We start from the raw sequence: 16,074 nt of genomic DNA, 5'->3' as shown, positions 1-16,074 counted from the left end.
GCATGTTTGTTGCTGTAGTACCGCCGATGAAATCCGGATCCAGCTTCCTGCTTGCCGCCCGCCAGTGCGAGATCGCCGAACTCGAGGAGCTCGCCCGCACCGGCGAACTGGTCGGTGCGATCGGGCGCTTCGTCCACGCGCTGCAGCGCGAACGCGGGCTGTCGAACGTCTTCCTCAGCTCCCAGGGCCGGCGCTTCGGCGAGCAGCGCCTGCAGCAGGTCGCCGGCTGCGTGCAGGAGGAAGCAGCGGTGCGCGAGCGCTTCGAGCGCCTGGACACCGATTCCAGCCAGGCGCGCAACGGCGCCCGCCTGTTCAGCCGGGTCGCCGTGGTGCTGCACGGGCTGGACGGCCTGCCGCAGCTGCGCGAACGGGTGGGCCGGCAGGCGCTGTCGGCCCGGGATTCGACCACGGCCTATACCAAGCTGGTGGGCGGCCTGCTGGCCGTGGTGTTCGAAGCGGCCGACAGCGCCACCGATCCCGAGATCTCGCGCGCGCTGGTCGCGATGTTCAACTTCATGCAGGGCAAGGAGTTCGCCGGGCAGGAGCGCGCCTTCGGTGCCGGCGTGTTCGCCGCCGGGGCCATCGACCTGGCCGGCCAGCAGCAGTGGCGCCACCTGATCGACTCGCAGCAGGGCTGCTTCCAGGTGTTCGCCGACTTTTCCGATCCCGAGGTGCTGCGCGCGGACCAGGCAAGCCGCGAGCCGGCGGTGATCGCCGAGATCGAGCGCCTGCGCCGCATCGGCTGCGCGGGCCGGCCGGGGGCGCTGGACGCCGATCTCAGCACGCAGTGGTACGAGGGGTCCACGCGGCGCATCGACGCGATGCGTGGCGTCGAGGACCTGCTGGCGCTGCACCTGCGCCACCTGTGCGAGACACGCATCGCGCAGGCCCGCAGCGAGCTGCGCGACCAGCGCGTGCTGCTGGAAGCCCTGGCCAGCGAAACGCCCTATCCCGGCGCCGACGGCGGCGCGCCCTACGGACCGCAGCTCGAACGCTCCATCCTCGGCATGGTGCAGGAGCAGTCGCGGCGCCTGCAGGCCATGGGCGACGAGCTCGATGCCGTGCGCGCATCGCTCAACGAACGCAAGGTGGTCGAACGCGCCAAGGGCCTGCTGATGGCGCACCGCCTCATGAGCGAAGAGGAAGCGTACAAGGCGCTGCGCCAGATGGCGATGAACCAGAACCGCCGGCTGGTGGATGTGGCCGAAGCGGTGCTGTCGCTGGCCGACGTGCTGCCCGGCGGGGCACGCTGACGCACTGTTGCGGTGCACAAAAGCCGTGCACACCCCTGAAAAGGCTGGCACGGTCCCTGCATCACTGATTCCGAACGGGCGCTAACGGCGGCGCGCGACACAAACCGACAACCGGACAACGGCGTCCATCCCCTGTGTGCGCAAGCACGCAGCGAGATGGGCGCCGTTTCTTTTTCTCTTCGCAACCAGGAGCTCACGATGCAAAGCAAACCCACCACGGTCTCCCGCCGTTCCGTCCTGCGGGGCGCAGCCGCCCTGGGCGGCGCCAGCCTCGCCGGCGCGTTGCCCGGCATCGTCATGGCGCAGGGCACCGCACTGGAGACCAAGGCCGCCAAGCTGGGCTTCATCGCGCTGACCGACGCCGCGCCGCTGTTCGTCGCGGACGAGAAGGGCTTCTTCAAGAAGCACGGCATGACGGACGTGGAAGTCGCCAAGCAGTCCTCCTGGGGCGCCACGCGCGACAACCTGGTGCTGGGCTCCAAGAGCGGCGGCATCGACGGCGCGCACATCCTCACGCCCATGCCTTACCTGATCGCCACCGGCGCGACCACGGCCAACAACGTGCAGGTGCCCATGGCCATCCTGGCCCGCCTGAACCTGGGCGGCCAGTGCATCTCGGTGGCCAACGAATACAAGGACCTGAAGGTCGGCCTGGACAACAAGGCCTTCAAGAGCGCCCTGATCGCCAAGCGCGTGAAGACCGGCAAGCCGGTCAACGCGGCCATGACCTTCCCCGGCGGCACCCACGACATGTGGATGCGCTACTGGATGGCCGCCGGCGGCGTGGACCCCAACCGCGACATCAACACCATCACCGTGCCGCCCCCGCAGATGGTGGCCAACATGAAGGTCGGCTCCATGGACACCTTCTGCGTGTGCGAGCCCTGGAACCACCAGCTGATCCACCAGAAGATCGGCTACACGGCGCTCACCACCAGCGAGCTGTGGATGAACCACCCGGAGAAGGCGTTCGCGATGCGCGCCGACTACGTGCAGGCCAACCCCAACGCCACCAAGGCGCTGCTCAAGGCCGTGATGGAAGCGCAGATGTACTGCGAGGACCCGAAGAACCGCGCCGAGGTCGCCGAGATCTGCGCGCGCCGCCGCTGGATCAACGCGCCGGTGGAAGACATCGTCGACCGCATGAAGGGCGACTTCGACTACGGCACCGGCCGCGTCGAGAGCAACAGCAAGTTCCAGATGCGCTACTGGAAGGACCACGCCTCCTACCCGTTCCAGTCGCACGACCTGTGGTTCCTGACCGAGAACCAGCGCTGGGGCTACCTGCCGCCCAACCTGGACACCAAGTCGCTGATCGCCAAGGTGAACCGCGAGGACATCTGGCGCACCGCCGCCAAGGAACTGGGCGTGGCCGCCAAGGACATCCCGGCGTCCACCTCGCGCGGCATCGAGAAATTCTTCGACGGCAAGGTGTTCGACCCGGCCAACCCGAAGAAGTACCTCGACTCGCTCGAGATCAAGAACATCAAGGCCGCATAAATGACCCACCCCCGAAGCGCCTACGGCGCCTCCCCTCAAGGGGGCGCCACCAGCGGCCCGGCAAAGCCGGTTCCGCGGTGGCACTGGAAGGAGAACTGCAATGAGCACGACACAAACGATCGAAACATTACCCACGCCGGCTCGCGCGGAACGCGGTGCCGCCATTCGAGCAGTCGAATCCACGGTGCACGTCTTCCTGACGCACGTGCTGCCCCCGCTGGTGATCATCGGCTTCCTGGTGCTGGTCTGGCAGGTGCTGGGCTCGCGCCCCGGCGCCAGCCTGCCCGCGCCCACGAAGGTGGTGCAGGACACCTGGGAGCTGATCACCCAGCCCTTCTACGACCGCGGCGGCAACGACGTGGGCATCGCCTGGCGCTGCTGGCCAGCCTCAAGCGCGTGGCCTACGGCTACTCGTTGGCGGTGCTGGTGGGCGTGAGCCTCGGGGTGCTGGTGGGCCAGTCCACCTGGGCGCTGCGTGGCCTCGATCCGCTGTTCCAGGTGCTGCGCACGGTGCCGCCGCTCGCGTGGCTGCCGATCTCGCTGGCCGGTTTCCGCGACGGGCACCCTTCCGCGATCTTCGTCATCTTCATCACCTCGATCTGGCCGATCATCATCAACACCTCGATCGGCATCCGCAACATCCCCGAGGACTACCGCAACGTCGCCAAGGTGATCCGCCTCAACGGCGCCGAGTACTTCGTGAAGATCATGCTGCCGGCGGCCGCGCCCTTCATCTTCTCGGGGCTGCGCATCGGCGTGGGCCTGTCCTGGCTGGCGATCATCGCGGCGGAGATGCTGATCGGCGGCGTGGGCATCGGCTTCTTCATCTGGGACGCGTGGAATTCCTCGCGCATCAGCGACATCATCCTGGCGCTCGTCTACGTGGGCCTGGTCGGCTACGCGCTGGACCGCATCGTCGCCTTCGTCGGCCGCAAGGTCACCCGCGGCACGGCCGCGAGCTGAACCCGGGAGCACACACCATGAGCAAAGCCTACCTCTCCCTCTCCCGGGTCGACATGACCTTCGCCGGCCCGAACGGCGGCAACCCGGTGCTGAAGAACATCAACCTGGATGTGCGGCGCGGCGAGTACATCTCGCTGATCGGCCACTCCGGCTGCGGCAAGTCCACGGTGCTGAACATCGTGGCCGGCCTGCTGGAGGCCACTTCGGGCGGCGTGATCGTGGACAACCGCGAAGTGAACGCGCCCGGGCCGGACCGCGCGGTGGTGTTCCAGAACCACTCGCTGCTGCCCTGGCTCACGGTCTACCAGAACGTCGAGATCGCGGTGGACAAGATCTTCGGCGGCTCGCGCTCGAAGGCCGAGCGCAAGGACTGGATCCTGCACAACCTGGCCATGGTCAACATGTCGCATGCCCTGGACCGCCTGCCCTCGCAGATCTCCGGCGGCATGAAGCAGCGCGTGGGCATCGCCCGGGCGCTGGCCATGGAACCCAAGGTGCTGCTGCTGGACGAACCCTTCGGGGCGCTCGACGCACTGACCCGCGCCCACCTGCAGGACGAGGTGATCCGCATCCAGTCCGAGCTGGGCAACACGGTGATGATGATCACGCACGACGTGGACGAGGCCGTGCTGATGTCCGACCGCGTGGTGATGATGACCAACGGGCCGTCCGCCACCATCGGCCAGGTGCTGGACGTGCCGCTGCCGCGCCCGCGCAACCGCATCGCGCTGGCCGAGGACCACACCTACAACCACTGCCGGCAGGAAATCCTGTCCTTCCTGTACGAGAAGCAGCGCAAGGTCGAGCCGATCAGCGCCCGCACCTCCAGCAGCTTCACCCGCAAGGAAAAAGCGGTCGCCTGACCGCCATCAAGGGAGCGCATGTCCGCAGTCCTCACCGACCATCCGTCCCTCCCCGCCTCCGCCCCGCGCGCCCGCAGCGCGCGCGCGGCAGCAGCGGCTTCACCTTCGGCAAGTACCGCGAGATCATCATCGCGGTCGCCTTCTTCCTGCTGTTCGACCTGGGCGTGCTGGTCCTGAACTTCTACACCTCGTTCAAGATCGACCAGGACACGGTGGCCATCAACCTGGCCGGCCGCCAGCGCTACGTCTCGCAGCGCATCGCCCGCACCCTGCTGGAGCTGGACGCGGCGCGCGCCGCCGGCCAGTCCTACCGCAACGAGACCCTGGCCGAACTGCGCGCCGGCGCGAAGGTCTTCGACCTGTCGCACGCCGCCTTCAAGAAGGGCGACACGGTGCCGGGCGGCGACGGCAAGCCGGTGTTCCTGGACGCCGTCACCTCCGACCGCGGCCGCCAGCTGGAGGCGCAGGTGGATGCGCTCTGGGCGCCCTACTTCGAGAAGCTGCAGCCGCTGATGCGCGACGGCTTCTCGACCGAGAACCTGTCGGCCGCGCTGGCCTACAGCCAGGCCAACAACATCCGGCTGCTGAACGTCGCCAACGACTTCGTGACCGAGACGCAGGCCATCGGCGCCTCGCGGGCCAGCACGCTGCGCATGGTGCAGACGGGCGGCATCGTGCTGGCGCTGCTGAACTTCGCCTTCATCCTGATGAAGTTCCTGCGCCGGCTGCAGACCTCCGACGCCGCCATCGAGGCGGCCAACGAGGAGAACCGCGAAATCCTGCAGTCGGTGCGCGAAGGCCTGTTCCTGATCACCCGCGACTTCAAGCTCGGCTCGCAGCTGTCGCAGTCGGCGCACGCGCTGTTCGGCCGCAGCCTCGCCCCGGGCCAGGACTTCTTCGCCCTGCTCGAGCCGCTGCTGACGGACAAGGCGCTGTCGGACGCCCGCGGCTACGTGCAGCTGCTGTTCGCGCCGCACGTGAAGGAGGCGCTGGTGCAGGGCATCAACCCGCTGTCCGAGGTGGAGGCGCTGGTGAAGAACCGGCTGGGCGACCAGGTGATCCGCCACCTCTCCTTCCACTTCAACCGGGTGGTCGAGGGCGGCGCTGTCCGGCACCTGCTGGTGACGGTGCAGGACATCTCGCCGCGCATCGAACTGGAGCGCAAGCTGCACGAGGAACGCCAGCGCTCGCAGAAGGAATTCGAGATGCTGCTCAAGGCGGTCGACGCGGACCAGGCGATGCTGCGCCAGTTCGTCGAACGCGCCGAGACGAGCCTGCTGGAAGTCAACGACATGCTGCGCAGCACTTCGGGCGCGCAGGGCGAGGCCGCCATCCTCAAGCGCATCGACGAGGCGCGCCGGCGGGTGCACGCGCTCAAGGGCGACGCCGCCACGCTCGGCCTGGAGACGCTGGCCAGCCAGGCGCACGCCTTCGAGGACACGCTGGACCGCATCCGGCAAGGCGGCGCCGGCGACCTGGGCCAGGCCCTGGTGGCGCTGCCGCTGCCGCTGGAGGACCTGCTGCACAAGGTGGGCTCCCTCAAGAGCCTGGTCAGCCAGCAGCGCGCGCAGCCGGTGCCGGCTTCCGCCACCTCCATCAACACCCTGCTTGCCGGCCTGGCCGAGGAAGTCGCCCGCGACGCCGGCAAGAAGGTGATGCCGGTGGTTGCGATGGGCGCGCTGCTGGACCTCGCACCGGCCCAGGCCGACCTGGCACGCGAGATCGCCGTGCAGCTGGTGCGCAATGCGGTGGCCCACGGCATCGAGGCGCCGGTGACGCGCGCCGCCGCCGGCAAGGCGGAAGCGGGGCGCATCGCCGTGCAGCTGGCGCGCAGCGACGCGGACTGGCTGCTGACGGTGCGCGACGACGGCGCCGGCCTGTCGGCGCCGCGCATCCGCCGCAAGCTGCTGGAGCTGGGCTGGTACACGGCCGAACAGCTGGAGGCCTTCGACGACCGCCAGGTGGTCTCGCACATCTTCAAGCCCGGCTTCTCCACCGCGCAGGGCGTGTCCCTGTACGCCGGCCGCGGCGTCGGGCTGGACCTGGTCCAGGCCAACGTGCAGCAGCTGGGCGGGCGCATCACGCTGGCCTCCACGCCGGGCGAACACACCGAATTCCGCGTCCGCTTCGCGGCCTGAGGAGCACCATGAGACTGCTGATCGTCGACGACTCCAACATGATCCGCTCGCGCATCTCGCGGGTGGTGCAGGGCGGCGGCCTGGCGAACATCTCGCTGGTCGGCCTGGCGCGCAACGGCGCGGAAGCGCTGCGCCTGGCCCGCGCCACCCAGCCGGACGTGGTGACCATGGACCTGACGATGCCCGAGATGGACGGCATCGAATGCATCACCGAGATGCTGCGCATCCTGCCGCGCACCAACATCCTGGTGGTGAGCGCCCTGTCGGACAAGTCCACCGCGATCCAGGCCCTGCGCCTGGGCGCGCGCGGCTTCGTGTCCAAGCCCTTCAGCGACGACGAACTGAAGATCGCGCTGCTGGACGTGGTGGAAGGGAAGTGAGCATGGAATCACTCAACTCCGAGGAACTGAAGCTGTTCGTCGAATCGGTGCGCCAGTACTTCCGCGTGCTGACCAAGCAGGAACCGCAGATCACTTCCGCCTTCCTGGCCACCGGCGACCTGCAGGGCCACGAGTACAACGGCATCGTCACCTTCTCGGGCTCCTACAACGGCCACGTGATCGTCTCCATGCCGGGCCAGCTGCTCAAGGAACTGCTGTTGCTGCAGGGGAGAACGACGTGTCGCAGGGCAACCTGCTGGACGCCGTGGGCGAGATCGCCAACACGCTGGGCGGCAACGCCCGCAAGACCCTCGGGCCGGCGCTGAACATCTCGGTGCCGGTGCGGCTGCACGGGAGTTCGGGGATCCAGGCCAGGGTGCGCAAGCACCCCTATGCGATCACCCTGCGCTGGAACCACCAGCCGGCGGTGGTCTGCATCGACATGGAGAAGCGCTGACTTGCGCCCTCACCCTCCGATCAGCACCTCGATGCTGCGCTGGTAAGCCCCGGTCAGCTGGTCGAACACCTCCAGCAGTTCCTCGCTCGCGGCTGCCACCCTCATGCGCCCGGCAGCCTGCCCCGCCGTGGGCACCGCCGCGCGCAGGCTCTTCCAGGCGTCCCCGCCGCGGCCCAGCACCAGCCGGATCTCCGGCGTGGACAGCGGCGCAGCCAGCAGCTCGCCCAGTCCCCGCTCGAACTGCGCCGCCGTTTCCTCCAGCAGCGGCTCCAGCGCCGCCTTGTCCGCGGCCAGCGCCTGCACCAGCGCCAGCTTGGCCATGCGCTGCGACAGCATGCGCTGGCGCCCGGCCACGTTGATCACGTGCAGCTGGGTCGCCAGGCCCGAGGACTCCAGCGCCAGCACCAGCGCATCGGCCTGCGCCACCACCGCTTCCGCGCGCTCGTCGATGCGGCCCAGCTCGGCCGGCCTGGGTGGCGCTTCCAGCAGCTGGCGCAGCGCCTTCCAGCCGGTTTGCGCCGCCGCGATCAGGTCGCCGTAGGTGGCCGGCGAGAGCTCCGCCTGCAGGCTGGCCAGGTTCTCCTCCACCCGCTGCACCGATTCCTTCATCAGGACCGCGGCGGCGGCCGCGTCGGTGCGGCTGCAGGCCAGCGCATGCAGCTTGACCAGCCGCTGCGACAGCATGCGCTGCTGCCCGGCGCGGTTGATGGCTTCGGCGATGCGGGCGGCGTCGATCACGCCCCTGGAAACCTGGCCGACCCGGCGGTTGCCGTGCATGGAGGCGTTGCGCAGCAGCTGGAAGGCTTCCTCCTCGCTGACGTGCCGCGCCTGCATCAGGATGCCCTTGGCCTTGTCGATCCACTTGCGCTCGTCCAGCTTCTCGCCGAGTTCGGCCACCTTCTCGCGCAGCTGGCGCTCGTGCCGCTCGCGCGACTGCGCCAGGCGCACCAGCGGCCGCAGGCGCTGCGGCGCATAGCCCTGCACCACCCAGGCGTGCACGCCCGCATCGAGTGCACGCTGCAGGGCTTCGACGCCGGCGTCCTGGGTGAAGCACAGCACGGGCACCGGCTGCTGTGCCTGCAGCGTTGCAATCGCTTGCAGCAGGTCCGTCGTGGGGCGCGGCGCCCAGCAAACGAGCACGTCGGGGCCCGCGCGCAAGGTTTCACGCACCAGGTGGGCGCAATCGCCCTCGCCGCAGACGCTGAAACCGGCCGCGGCGAAGTCTGTGGCCAGCGCGGGTGCACCGGGATCGGGCGTGGAGAGGAGGAGGACGGAGGTCACGGGGTCACGCGTGGAGCGCGCAAGCATAGTGCATTGGCGCACTGCAGCATGCTGGCACGTTCCCTGCAAGGTAGCCCGCATCGGGTGTGACGACGCACCCGGGCCGTGCACCGTCACGCCGGCCATGCGCACGACGCTGTGTGCTGTTTGACCTCCCATTTCGGGGATGGGCCGCAAGGCCGCATCCCGGTCCAGACACACACACGACACGACACGATGCGCGCCTTCCAAGCTTTCCTGAAGTCCGGCCACTCGCCCACCCTGTTCGCGGCGTTCTTCTACTTCGCCTTCTCCTGCGCCATCTGGGTGCTGAACGGCGCGATGGCGCCCTTCATCCGCGAGGCCTACCAGCTCACCGCCGCCCAGCAGGGCCTGATGCTGTCCATCCCGATCGTCGCCGGCGCCCTGATGCGCTTCCCGCTGGGCGTGCTGGCCCAGTACATCGGCCGCAAGAACGCGACGCTGGTGGAGATGGCGCTGATCGCCGTGGCCATGGTGTTCGGCCTGTTCTTCGTGAACGACTTCGGCGACCTGCTCGCCATGGGCGTGCTGCTCGGGATCGCCGGCGCCAGCTTCGGCGTGGCGCTGTCGCTGGGTTCCGGCTCCTTCCCGGCCAAGCACAAGGGCCTGGCGATGGGCATCGTGGGCGCCGGCAACGTCGGCACCGCGGTGTCCCGTGCTGCTGGCGCCGCCGTTGGCACAGTGGCTCGGCTGGCAGGCCGTGTACGGCGTGGCCGGCGTCGCCATCCTGGTGCCGATGGTGGTGATGGTCGTGTTCGCCCGCGAACCCTCCGACGTCAAGCACAAGGCCACCCTGCGCGAGCACGTGGCCTGCCTGTTCGAGGGCGACGGCTGGGTGTTCAGCGTGATCTACGCCGTCACCTTCGGCGGCTTCATCGGCCTGACCAGCTTCCTGCCTTCCTATTACTTCGAGCAGTTCGGCGTGAGCAAGGTGCAGGCGGGCCAGCTCACCATGCTGGCGGCCTTCATGGGCGCGGCGCTGCGGGTCGCCGGCGGCTGGCTGGCCGACCACTGGGGCGGCATCAACACGCTGACGGTGGTGCTGGCGGTGGTGACGGGCTCGCTGGTGCTGGTCGGATTCTCGGGCGGCTCGCTGCTGCTCACCACCGCACTGATGATGCTGTGCTTCGCGGCCCTGGGCGCGGGCAACGGCGCACTGTTCCAGCTGGTGCCGCTGCGCTGGCCCACCTCCACCGCCGTGGCCGGTTCCATGATCGGCGAGATCGGCGCCCTGGGCGGCGGCCTGGTGCCCAGCACCATGGGCCTGTCCAGGCAATACCTGGGCACCTATGCCTGGGGCTTCCTGGTCTTCGCGGCGCTCGCCCTGCTGGTGCTGGCGCTGCTGCGCGTGATGCAGGCGGGCTGGACCCGCAGCTGGGTCGGCGACGGCGGCCGCGCCCGCAGCGCCCCTCTGCTTCCGGCGCCACCGGCTGGCCGTCGGGGCGCCCGCACCCGCAACCTCTTTCGCATCAGGAGTGAACCCATGAAGAAGATGAAACTGGTCATGGTCGGCAACGGGATGGCCGGCGTGCGGACCATCGAGGAACTCCTCAAGATCCAGCCGGAGCTGTACGACATCGCCGTGTTCGGCGCCGAGCCGCACCCGAACTACAACCGCATCCTGCTGTCGCCGGTGCTGGCGGGCGAGCAGACGCTGGACGAGATCGTCCTGAACTCCTGGGAGTGGTACGAGCAGAACGGCATCCGCCTGCACGCCGGCAAGAAGGTGGTGCAGGTGGATCGCGTCAGGCGCGTGGTGCGGGCCGAGGACGGCACCGAGGAAGAGTACGACCGCCTGCTGCTGTGCACCGGCTCCAACCCCTTCATCCTGCCGGTGCCGGGCAAGGACCTGCAGGGCGTGATCGCCTACCGCGACATCGCCGACACCAACGCCATGATCGAGGCGGCGACCAAGTACAAGAAGGCGGTGGTGATCGGCGGCGGCCTGCTGGGCCTGGAAGCGGCCAACGGCCTGATGAAGCGCGGCATGGAAACCACCGTGGTGCACGTCATGCCCTGGCTGATGGAGCGCCAGCTCGACGACGTGGCCGGCAAGCTGCTGCAGAAGTCGCTGGAAGAGCGCGGCCTGAAGTTCCTGATCGGCGCCCAAACCCAGGAGCTGGTGGCCGGCGACGACGGCCGCGTGAAGTCGGTGAAGTTCAAGGACGGCACCGAAGTCGAGGCCGACCTGGTGGTCATGGCCGTCGGCATCCGACCCAACACCGAACTGGCCGAGAAGGCCGGCCTGCACTGCAACCGCGGCATCGTGGTGCACGACACCATGCAGACCGTCACCGACGCGCGCATCTACTCCGTGGGCGAGTGCGCCGCGCACCGCGGCATCGCCTACGGCCTGGTGGCGCCGCTGTTCGAGCAGGCCAAGGTGGCCGCCAACCACCTGGCGCAGTTCGGCATCGGCCGCTACACCGGTTCGCTCACCTCCACCAAGCTGAAGGTGACCGGCATCGACCTGTTCTCCGCCGGCCAGTTCATGGGCGGCGAGGACACCGAGGAGATCGTGATGAGCGATCCCTTCGGCGGCGTCTACAAGAAGCTGGTCATCAAGGACGACAAGCTGGTGGGCGCGTGCCTGTACGGCGACACGGTGGACGGCAGCTACTACTTCAAGCTGCTGCGCGAGGGCCGCAAGATAGCCGACATCCGCGACAAGCTGATGTTCGGCGAGTCCAACCTGGGCGACGCCGGCCACCAGGGCCAGAACAAGGCGGCGGCCATGGCCGACACCGACGAGGTCTGCGGCTGCAACGGGGTGACCAAGGGCAGCATCTGCAAGTCCATCAAGGAAAAGGGCCTGTTCACCCTGGACGATGTTCGCAAGCACACCAAGGCCAGCGCCTCCTGCGGCTCCTGCACCGGCCTGGTGGAACAGATCATCATGTTCACCGCCGGCGGCGACTACTCCGCCGCGCCCAAGAAGAAGGCGGTGTGCGGCTGCACCGACCACAGCCACCAGGAAGTGCGCGACGCGATCCGCGCCAACAAGCTGGTCACCATCGCCGACACCATGAAGTTCCTGGAATGGCGCACGCCCAACGGCTGCGCGACCTGCCGGCCGGCGATCAACTACTACCTGATCTCCACCTGGCCCAAGGAAGCGAAGGACGATCCGCAGTCGCGCTACATCAACGAGCGCAGCCACGCGAACATCCAGAAGGACGGCACCTACTCGGTCATCCCGCGCATGTGGGGCGGCGAGACCACGGCGGCCGAACTGCGGCGCATCGCCGACGTGGTGGACAAGTACAAGATCCCGACCGTCAAGGTCACCGGCGGCCAGCGCATCGACCTGCTGGGCGTGAAGAAGGAGGATTTGCAGGATGTTTGGAAGGACATCGGCATGCCTTCGGGCCACGCGTATGCCAAGGCGCTGCGCACGGTCAAGACCTGCGTGGGCAGCGAATGGTGCCGCTTCGGCACCCAGGACTCCACCCAGATGGGCAAGGACCTGGAGCGGGCGCTGTGGCGCATGTACGCCCCGCACAAGGTGAAGCTGGCGGTGTCCGGGTGTCCCCGCAACTGCGCGGAGTCCGGCATCAAGGACGTCGGCGTGATCGGCGTGGACTCCGGCTGGGAGATCTACGTGGGCGGCAACGGCGGCATCAAGACCGAGGCCGGCCAGTTCTTCTGCAAGGTGAAGACCGCCGAGGAAGTGCTGGAAGTCAGCGGCGCCTTCCTGAGCTCTATCGCCAGGAGGGCTGGTACCTCGAGCGCACGGTGCACTACATCAACCGCGTGGGCCTGGACCACGTGAAGAAGAAGATCCTGGACGACCACGCCGGCCGCAAGGCGCTGTGGGAGCGGCTGCAGTTCGCGCTGGACGGCGAGCCCGATCCCTGGTTCGAGCAGAGCAAGGCGCAGGTGGACGTGCGCCAGTTCGAGAAACTCAACGCGGAAGGACAGGCAGCATGAAGGCCAACGACTGGCAGGTGGTCTGCCGGGTGGAAGACATCCCGGTGCTGGGCGCGCGGCGCGTGGCGCGCGAGCGCGGCGTGGACGTGGCGGTGTTCCGCAACGGCGAGGACCAGGTGTTCGCGCTGCTCGATCGCTGCCCGCACAAGGGCGGCCCGCTGTCGCAGGGCATCGTGTTCGGCACCAGCGTGGCCTGCCCGCTGCACAACTGGACGATCGGCCTCGATGACGGCAAGGCGCGCTCGCCCGACGAAGGCTGTACGCAGCGCTTCTCCTGCCGCGTGGACGGGGGCAACGTGCTGCTGGACCCGGTGGAGCTGGCCACGCTGGCGACCGAGCTGGAAGCGCCGAAAGCGGGGCCCTGCCGGTGAAGGAAACGAAGTCCACCTGCCCTTATTGCGGCGTGGGCTGCGGCGTCATCATCCGCTCGGAAGGCGAGCAGATCACGGGGGTGCGGGGCGACCCGGACCATCCGGCCAACTTCGGGCGCCTGTGCACCAAGGGCTCGACGCTGCACCTCACGGCCTCGGCCGAAGTGACGTTGCACACGCGCCTGCTGCATCCGATGCGGCGCGAGCACCGCGGGCAGCGCCCCACGCGCGTCGGCTGGGACAATGCGCTGGACTTCGCCGTGGAGAGCTTCCACCAGGTCATCCAGGAGCACGGACCCGACGCCGTGGGCTTCTACATCTCGGGCCAGCTGCTCACCGAGGACTACTACGTCTTCAACAGCTGGCCAAGGGCCTCGTCGGCACCAACAACATCGACACCAACTCGCGCCTTTGCATGAGCAGCGCGGTCGCCGGCTACAAGATGACGCTGGGCGCCGACGCGCCGCCCAGCTGCTACGACGACGTGAACCATGCGGACTGCATCTTCATCGTCGGCAGCAACACGGCCTACGCGCACCCGATCCTGTTCCGCCGCATCGAGGAAGCGAAGGCCGCCCGGCCGCAGATGAAGGTCATCTTCTGCGACCCGCGCCGCACCGACACGGCGGAACTCGCGGACCTGTACCTGCCGATCCAGCCGGGCACCGACGTGATGCTGTTCCACGGCCTGCTGCACATCATGCTGTGGGAAGGCTGGACGAAGGCCGACTACATCGCGCAGAACACCTCGGGCTTCGACGCCCTGAAGGCGCTGGTGCGCGACTGCACGCCGGAGCTGGTGGCGCAGGCCTGCGGCATCGCCAAGGAAGACCTGTTCACGGCGGCCCGGTGGTTCGCGACCTCGCCGGCGACGCTGAGCCTGTACTGCCAGGGCCTGAACCAGTCCAGCAGCGGCACCGCCAAGAACGCGGCGCTGATCAACCTGCACCTGGCCACCGCGCAGATCGGGCGGCCGGGCGCGGGACCGTTCTCGCTCACGGGGCAACCGAACGCGATGGGGGACGCGAAGTCGGCGGCCTGGCCAACCTGCTGTCGGCGCACCGCGACCTCGCCAATCCGCAACACCGCGCGGAAGTCGCGGCGCTCTGGGGCGTGCCTTCCGTGCCGGAGAAGCCGGGCAAGACGGCCGTGGAGATGTTCCAGGCCGCCGCCGACGGCGAGATCAAGGCGCTGTGGATCGCCTGCACCAATCCCGCGCAGTCGATGCCGGACCAGGCAACGGTGCGGCGCGCGCTGGAGCGCGCCGAGTTCGTGGTCGTGCAGGAGGCCTTCGCGACGACGGAGACCTGCGCCTACGCCGACCTGCTGCTGCCGGCCAGCACCTGGGGCGAGAAGGACGGCACGGTCACCAACAGCGAACGGCGCATCAGCCGCGTACGGCCGGCGGTGGGCAAGCCGGCGGAGACGCGGCACGACTGGGAGATCGTGGTGGATTTCGCGCGGCGGCTGGAGGCGCGGCGAGCGCCCCCACCCCAGCCCTCCCCCAGAGGGGGAGGAAGCCTTCCTGTTTCTCCCTCCCCCTCCGGGGGAGGGTCGGGGTGGGGGCGCTCCGTTCGCACCCTCTTCCCCTACGCCACCCCCGAATCCATCTGGCTCGAACACCGCGAATCCACCCGCGGCCGCGACCTCGACATCACCGGACTGGGCTACCCGCTGCTCGACGCCGCCCCGCAGCAATGGCCTTTCCCCGAAGGCGCCACGCAAGGCCGCGCCCGCCTCTACGAGGACGGCGTCTTCCCCACCCCCGACGGCAAGGCGCGCTTCGCCGCGGTGAAGTACCTGCCGCTGGCCGAGGCGCGCGAGTCGCGCTATCCCTTCTCCCTCACCACCGGACGCCTGCGCGACCAGTGGCACGGCATGAGCCGCACCGGCACCATCGGCCGCCTGTTCGGCCACGTGCCCGAGCCGGTGGTGCAGATGCACCCGCAGGACATCGCCCGCCGGCTGCTCAAGGAAGGCGACCTCGTCCACGTCACCTCGAAGCGCGGCTCCATCATGCTGCCGGTACAGGCGAGCGGCGAACTGGGCCTCAACCAGGCCTTCATCGCCATGCACTGGGGATCGGAATTCCTGGGCGGCATTTCCAGCACCGGCACCCGGCTGGCCGGCGTGAACGCGCTCACCACTTCCGCCTATTGCCCGACCTCCAGGCAACCCGAGCTGAAGCACGCGGCCGTCAAGATCCTGAAGGCGGAACTGCCCTGGACCCTGCTGGCCGTGGCCTGGCTGCCGCAAGGCGATGCGCTGGCCGCGCGCGAGCAGCTGCAGGAGCTGATGGCGCTGTTCCCCTTCGCGTCCTGCGTGCCCTTTTCCAACAACGCGCCGCTGGAGCAGGCCGCCCGCGCGCGAGCGCAACGGGCTGCTGTTCCGCGCCGCCGCCTACGAGGCGCCGCCGGCGGCGGTCCAGCAACGTCTCGAGTCGCTGTTCGGCCTGACCGGCAGCGAGACGCTGCGCTACGCCGACGCGCGCAAGGGCCAGCGCCGCCTGGTGCGCGTGCGCCGCGAGGGCGCCGACATGTTCCTGCAGGGCCTGCTGCTGGCGGGCGACACCAGCGCCGAGAACTGGCTCAAGGCGCTGCTGCTGCAGGAACTGCCCGCGCAGGCCTATGGCCGGCTGCTGCTGGCGCCGGGCGCGAAGGCGCCGGTGGCCGTGCAGCAGAAAGGCAAGCAGGTGTGCAGCTGCTTCGGCGTGGCGGCACCGGCGATCGAGGGCCACCTGCTCCAGTGCGAAGGCTCATCGGAGTCGCGGCTGGAATCGCTGCAGAAGAAGCTGCGTTGCGGGACGAATTGCGGGTCCTGCGTGCCGGAGTTGAAGCGGATGGTGCGATCCGTGCTCCCGTTCCGCGTTGCCGCGGCGTAGGTTGGGCTGCGCGCAGCGCACCCCGACACGCTGGGG

General features: G+C 68.9%; 11 protein-coding genes and 3 pseudogenes. 13 read left to right on the top strand and 1 reads right to left on the bottom strand.

What is annotated here, in order from left to right; all coding sequences use genetic code 11:
• The first annotated feature begins 26 nt into the window (after positions 1 to 26).
• From HK415_RS03050 to HK415_RS24375, 9 genes are all read left to right on the top strand, one after another.
• A complete protein-coding gene (locus HK415_RS03050; RefSeq protein ID WP_171556723.1) occupies positions 27 to 1,253 on the top strand; it encodes a nitrate regulatory protein in 1,227 nt (408 codons plus the stop codon).
• 198 nt (positions 1,254 to 1,451) lie between these two features.
• On the top strand, positions 1,452 to 2,753 hold the full coding sequence (locus tag HK415_RS03045) for a CmpA/NrtA family ABC transporter substrate-binding protein (protein ID WP_171556722.1): 1,302 nt from the start codon (positions 1,452 to 1,454) through the stop codon (positions 2,751 to 2,753).
• 100 nt (positions 2,754 to 2,853) lie between these two features.
• Positions 2,854 to 3,189 (top strand): hypothetical protein, encoded by a 336-nt coding sequence (locus HK415_RS24385; RefSeq protein ID WP_253261745.1) that lies wholly within the window; start codon positions 2,854 to 2,856, stop codon positions 3,187 to 3,189.
• Positions 3,150 to 3,716 carry a nitrate ABC transporter permease gene (gene ntrB, locus HK415_RS24380; protein WP_309246558.1) on the top strand — a complete coding sequence of 189 codons (567 nt, stop codon included), beginning with the start codon at positions 3,150 to 3,152 and terminating at the stop codon, positions 3,714 to 3,716. Before HK415_RS24385 ends, ntrB begins: the two co-directional genes overlap by 40 nt.
• A gap of 17 nt (positions 3,717 to 3,733) precedes the next feature.
• A complete protein-coding gene (locus HK415_RS03035) occupies positions 3,734 to 4,579 on the top strand; it encodes an ABC transporter ATP-binding protein (RefSeq protein WP_171556721.1) in 846 nt (281 codons plus the stop codon).
• 164 nt (positions 4,580 to 4,743) lie between these two features.
• Positions 4,744 to 6,717: an ATP-binding protein gene (locus HK415_RS03030; RefSeq protein WP_309246557.1), complete on the top strand. Its 1,974-nt coding sequence runs from the start codon at positions 4,744 to 4,746 to the stop codon at positions 6,715 to 6,717.
• Positions 6,718 to 6,725: 8 nt separating this feature from the next.
• Positions 6,726 to 7,097, top strand: a complete 372-nt coding sequence (locus HK415_RS03025) for a response regulator transcription factor (protein ID WP_171556720.1) — start codon at positions 6,726 to 6,728, stop codon at positions 7,095 to 7,097.
• Between the two features lie 2 nt (positions 7,098 to 7,099).
• Positions 7,100 to 7,423 carry a hypothetical protein gene (locus HK415_RS03020; protein WP_253261744.1) on the top strand — a complete coding sequence of 108 codons (324 nt, stop codon included), beginning with the start codon at positions 7,100 to 7,102 and terminating at the stop codon, positions 7,421 to 7,423.
• Positions 7,336 to 7,554 (top strand): chemotaxis protein CheX, encoded by a 219-nt coding sequence (locus HK415_RS24375; protein WP_309246556.1) that lies wholly within the window; start codon positions 7,336 to 7,338, stop codon positions 7,552 to 7,554. Before HK415_RS03020 ends, HK415_RS24375 begins: the two co-directional genes overlap by 88 nt.
• A 9-nt stretch (positions 7,555 to 7,563) precedes the next feature.
• On the opposite strand, the gene HK415_RS25840 is transcribed toward HK415_RS24375, so the two are convergent.
• The gene (locus HK415_RS25840; protein WP_171556719.1) at positions 7,564 to 8,835 is read right to left on the bottom strand and encodes a type IV pili methyl-accepting chemotaxis transducer N-terminal domain-containing protein; all 1,272 of its coding nucleotides are present in this window, start codon (positions 8,833 to 8,835) and stop codon (positions 7,564 to 7,566) included.
• A 216-nt stretch (positions 8,836 to 9,051) separates the two neighbouring features.
• On the opposite strand from HK415_RS25840, the pseudogene HK415_RS03010 reads away from it, so the two are divergent.
• From HK415_RS03010 to HK415_RS02995, 4 genes and pseudogenes are all read left to right on the top strand, one after another.
• Positions 9,052 to 10,264 (top strand): annotated as a pseudogene (locus HK415_RS03010) (MFS transporter); the annotation flags it as partial.
• Between the two features lie 75 nt (positions 10,265 to 10,339).
• A pseudogene (nirB, locus tag HK415_RS03005) lies at positions 10,340 to 12,786 on the top strand (nitrite reductase large subunit NirB).
• Positions 12,783 to 13,157, top strand: coding sequence for a nitrite reductase small subunit NirD (nirD, locus tag HK415_RS03000; protein WP_171556718.1), 375 nt, complete (start codon positions 12,783 to 12,785; stop codon positions 13,155 to 13,157). The pseudogene nirB and the gene nirD overlap by 4 nt, the downstream one beginning before the upstream one ends.
• A pseudogene (locus tag HK415_RS02995) lies at positions 13,154 to 16,038 on the top strand (nitrate reductase). Before nirD ends, HK415_RS02995 begins: the two are co-directional and overlap by 4 nt.
• Positions 16,039 to 16,074 lie beyond the last annotated feature (36 nt).

Source organism: Ramlibacter montanisoli (assembly GCF_013087525.1).
Taxonomy (GTDB): Bacteria; Pseudomonadota; Gammaproteobacteria; order Burkholderiales; family Burkholderiaceae_C; genus Ramlibacter; species Ramlibacter montanisoli.
Note: the sequence above shows the minus strand (reverse complement) of the source record. Positions and strands in the feature narration are given on the sequence as shown.

Coding starts and splice junctions, on each gene's coding strand:
- HK415_RS03020 (WP_253261744.1), top strand. CDS start 7,100: ATGGAATCACTCAACTCCGAGGAACTGAAGCTGTTCGTCGAATCGGTG.
- HK415_RS03035 (WP_171556721.1), top strand. CDS start 3,734: ATGAGCAAAGCCTACCTCTCCCTCTCCCGGGTCGACATGACCTTCGCC.
- HK415_RS03025 (WP_171556720.1), top strand. CDS start 6,726: ATGAGACTGCTGATCGTCGACGACTCCAACATGATCCGCTCGCGCATC.
- HK415_RS24385 (WP_253261745.1), top strand. CDS start 2,854: ATGAGCACGACACAAACGATCGAAACATTACCCACGCCGGCTCGCGCG.
- HK415_RS03050 (WP_171556723.1), top strand. CDS start 27: ATGAAATCCGGATCCAGCTTCCTGCTTGCCGCCCGCCAGTGCGAGATC.
- HK415_RS03045 (WP_171556722.1), top strand. CDS start 1,452: ATGCAAAGCAAACCCACCACGGTCTCCCGCCGTTCCGTCCTGCGGGGC.
- nirD (WP_171556718.1), top strand. CDS start 12,783: ATGAAGGCCAACGACTGGCAGGTGGTCTGCCGGGTGGAAGACATCCCG.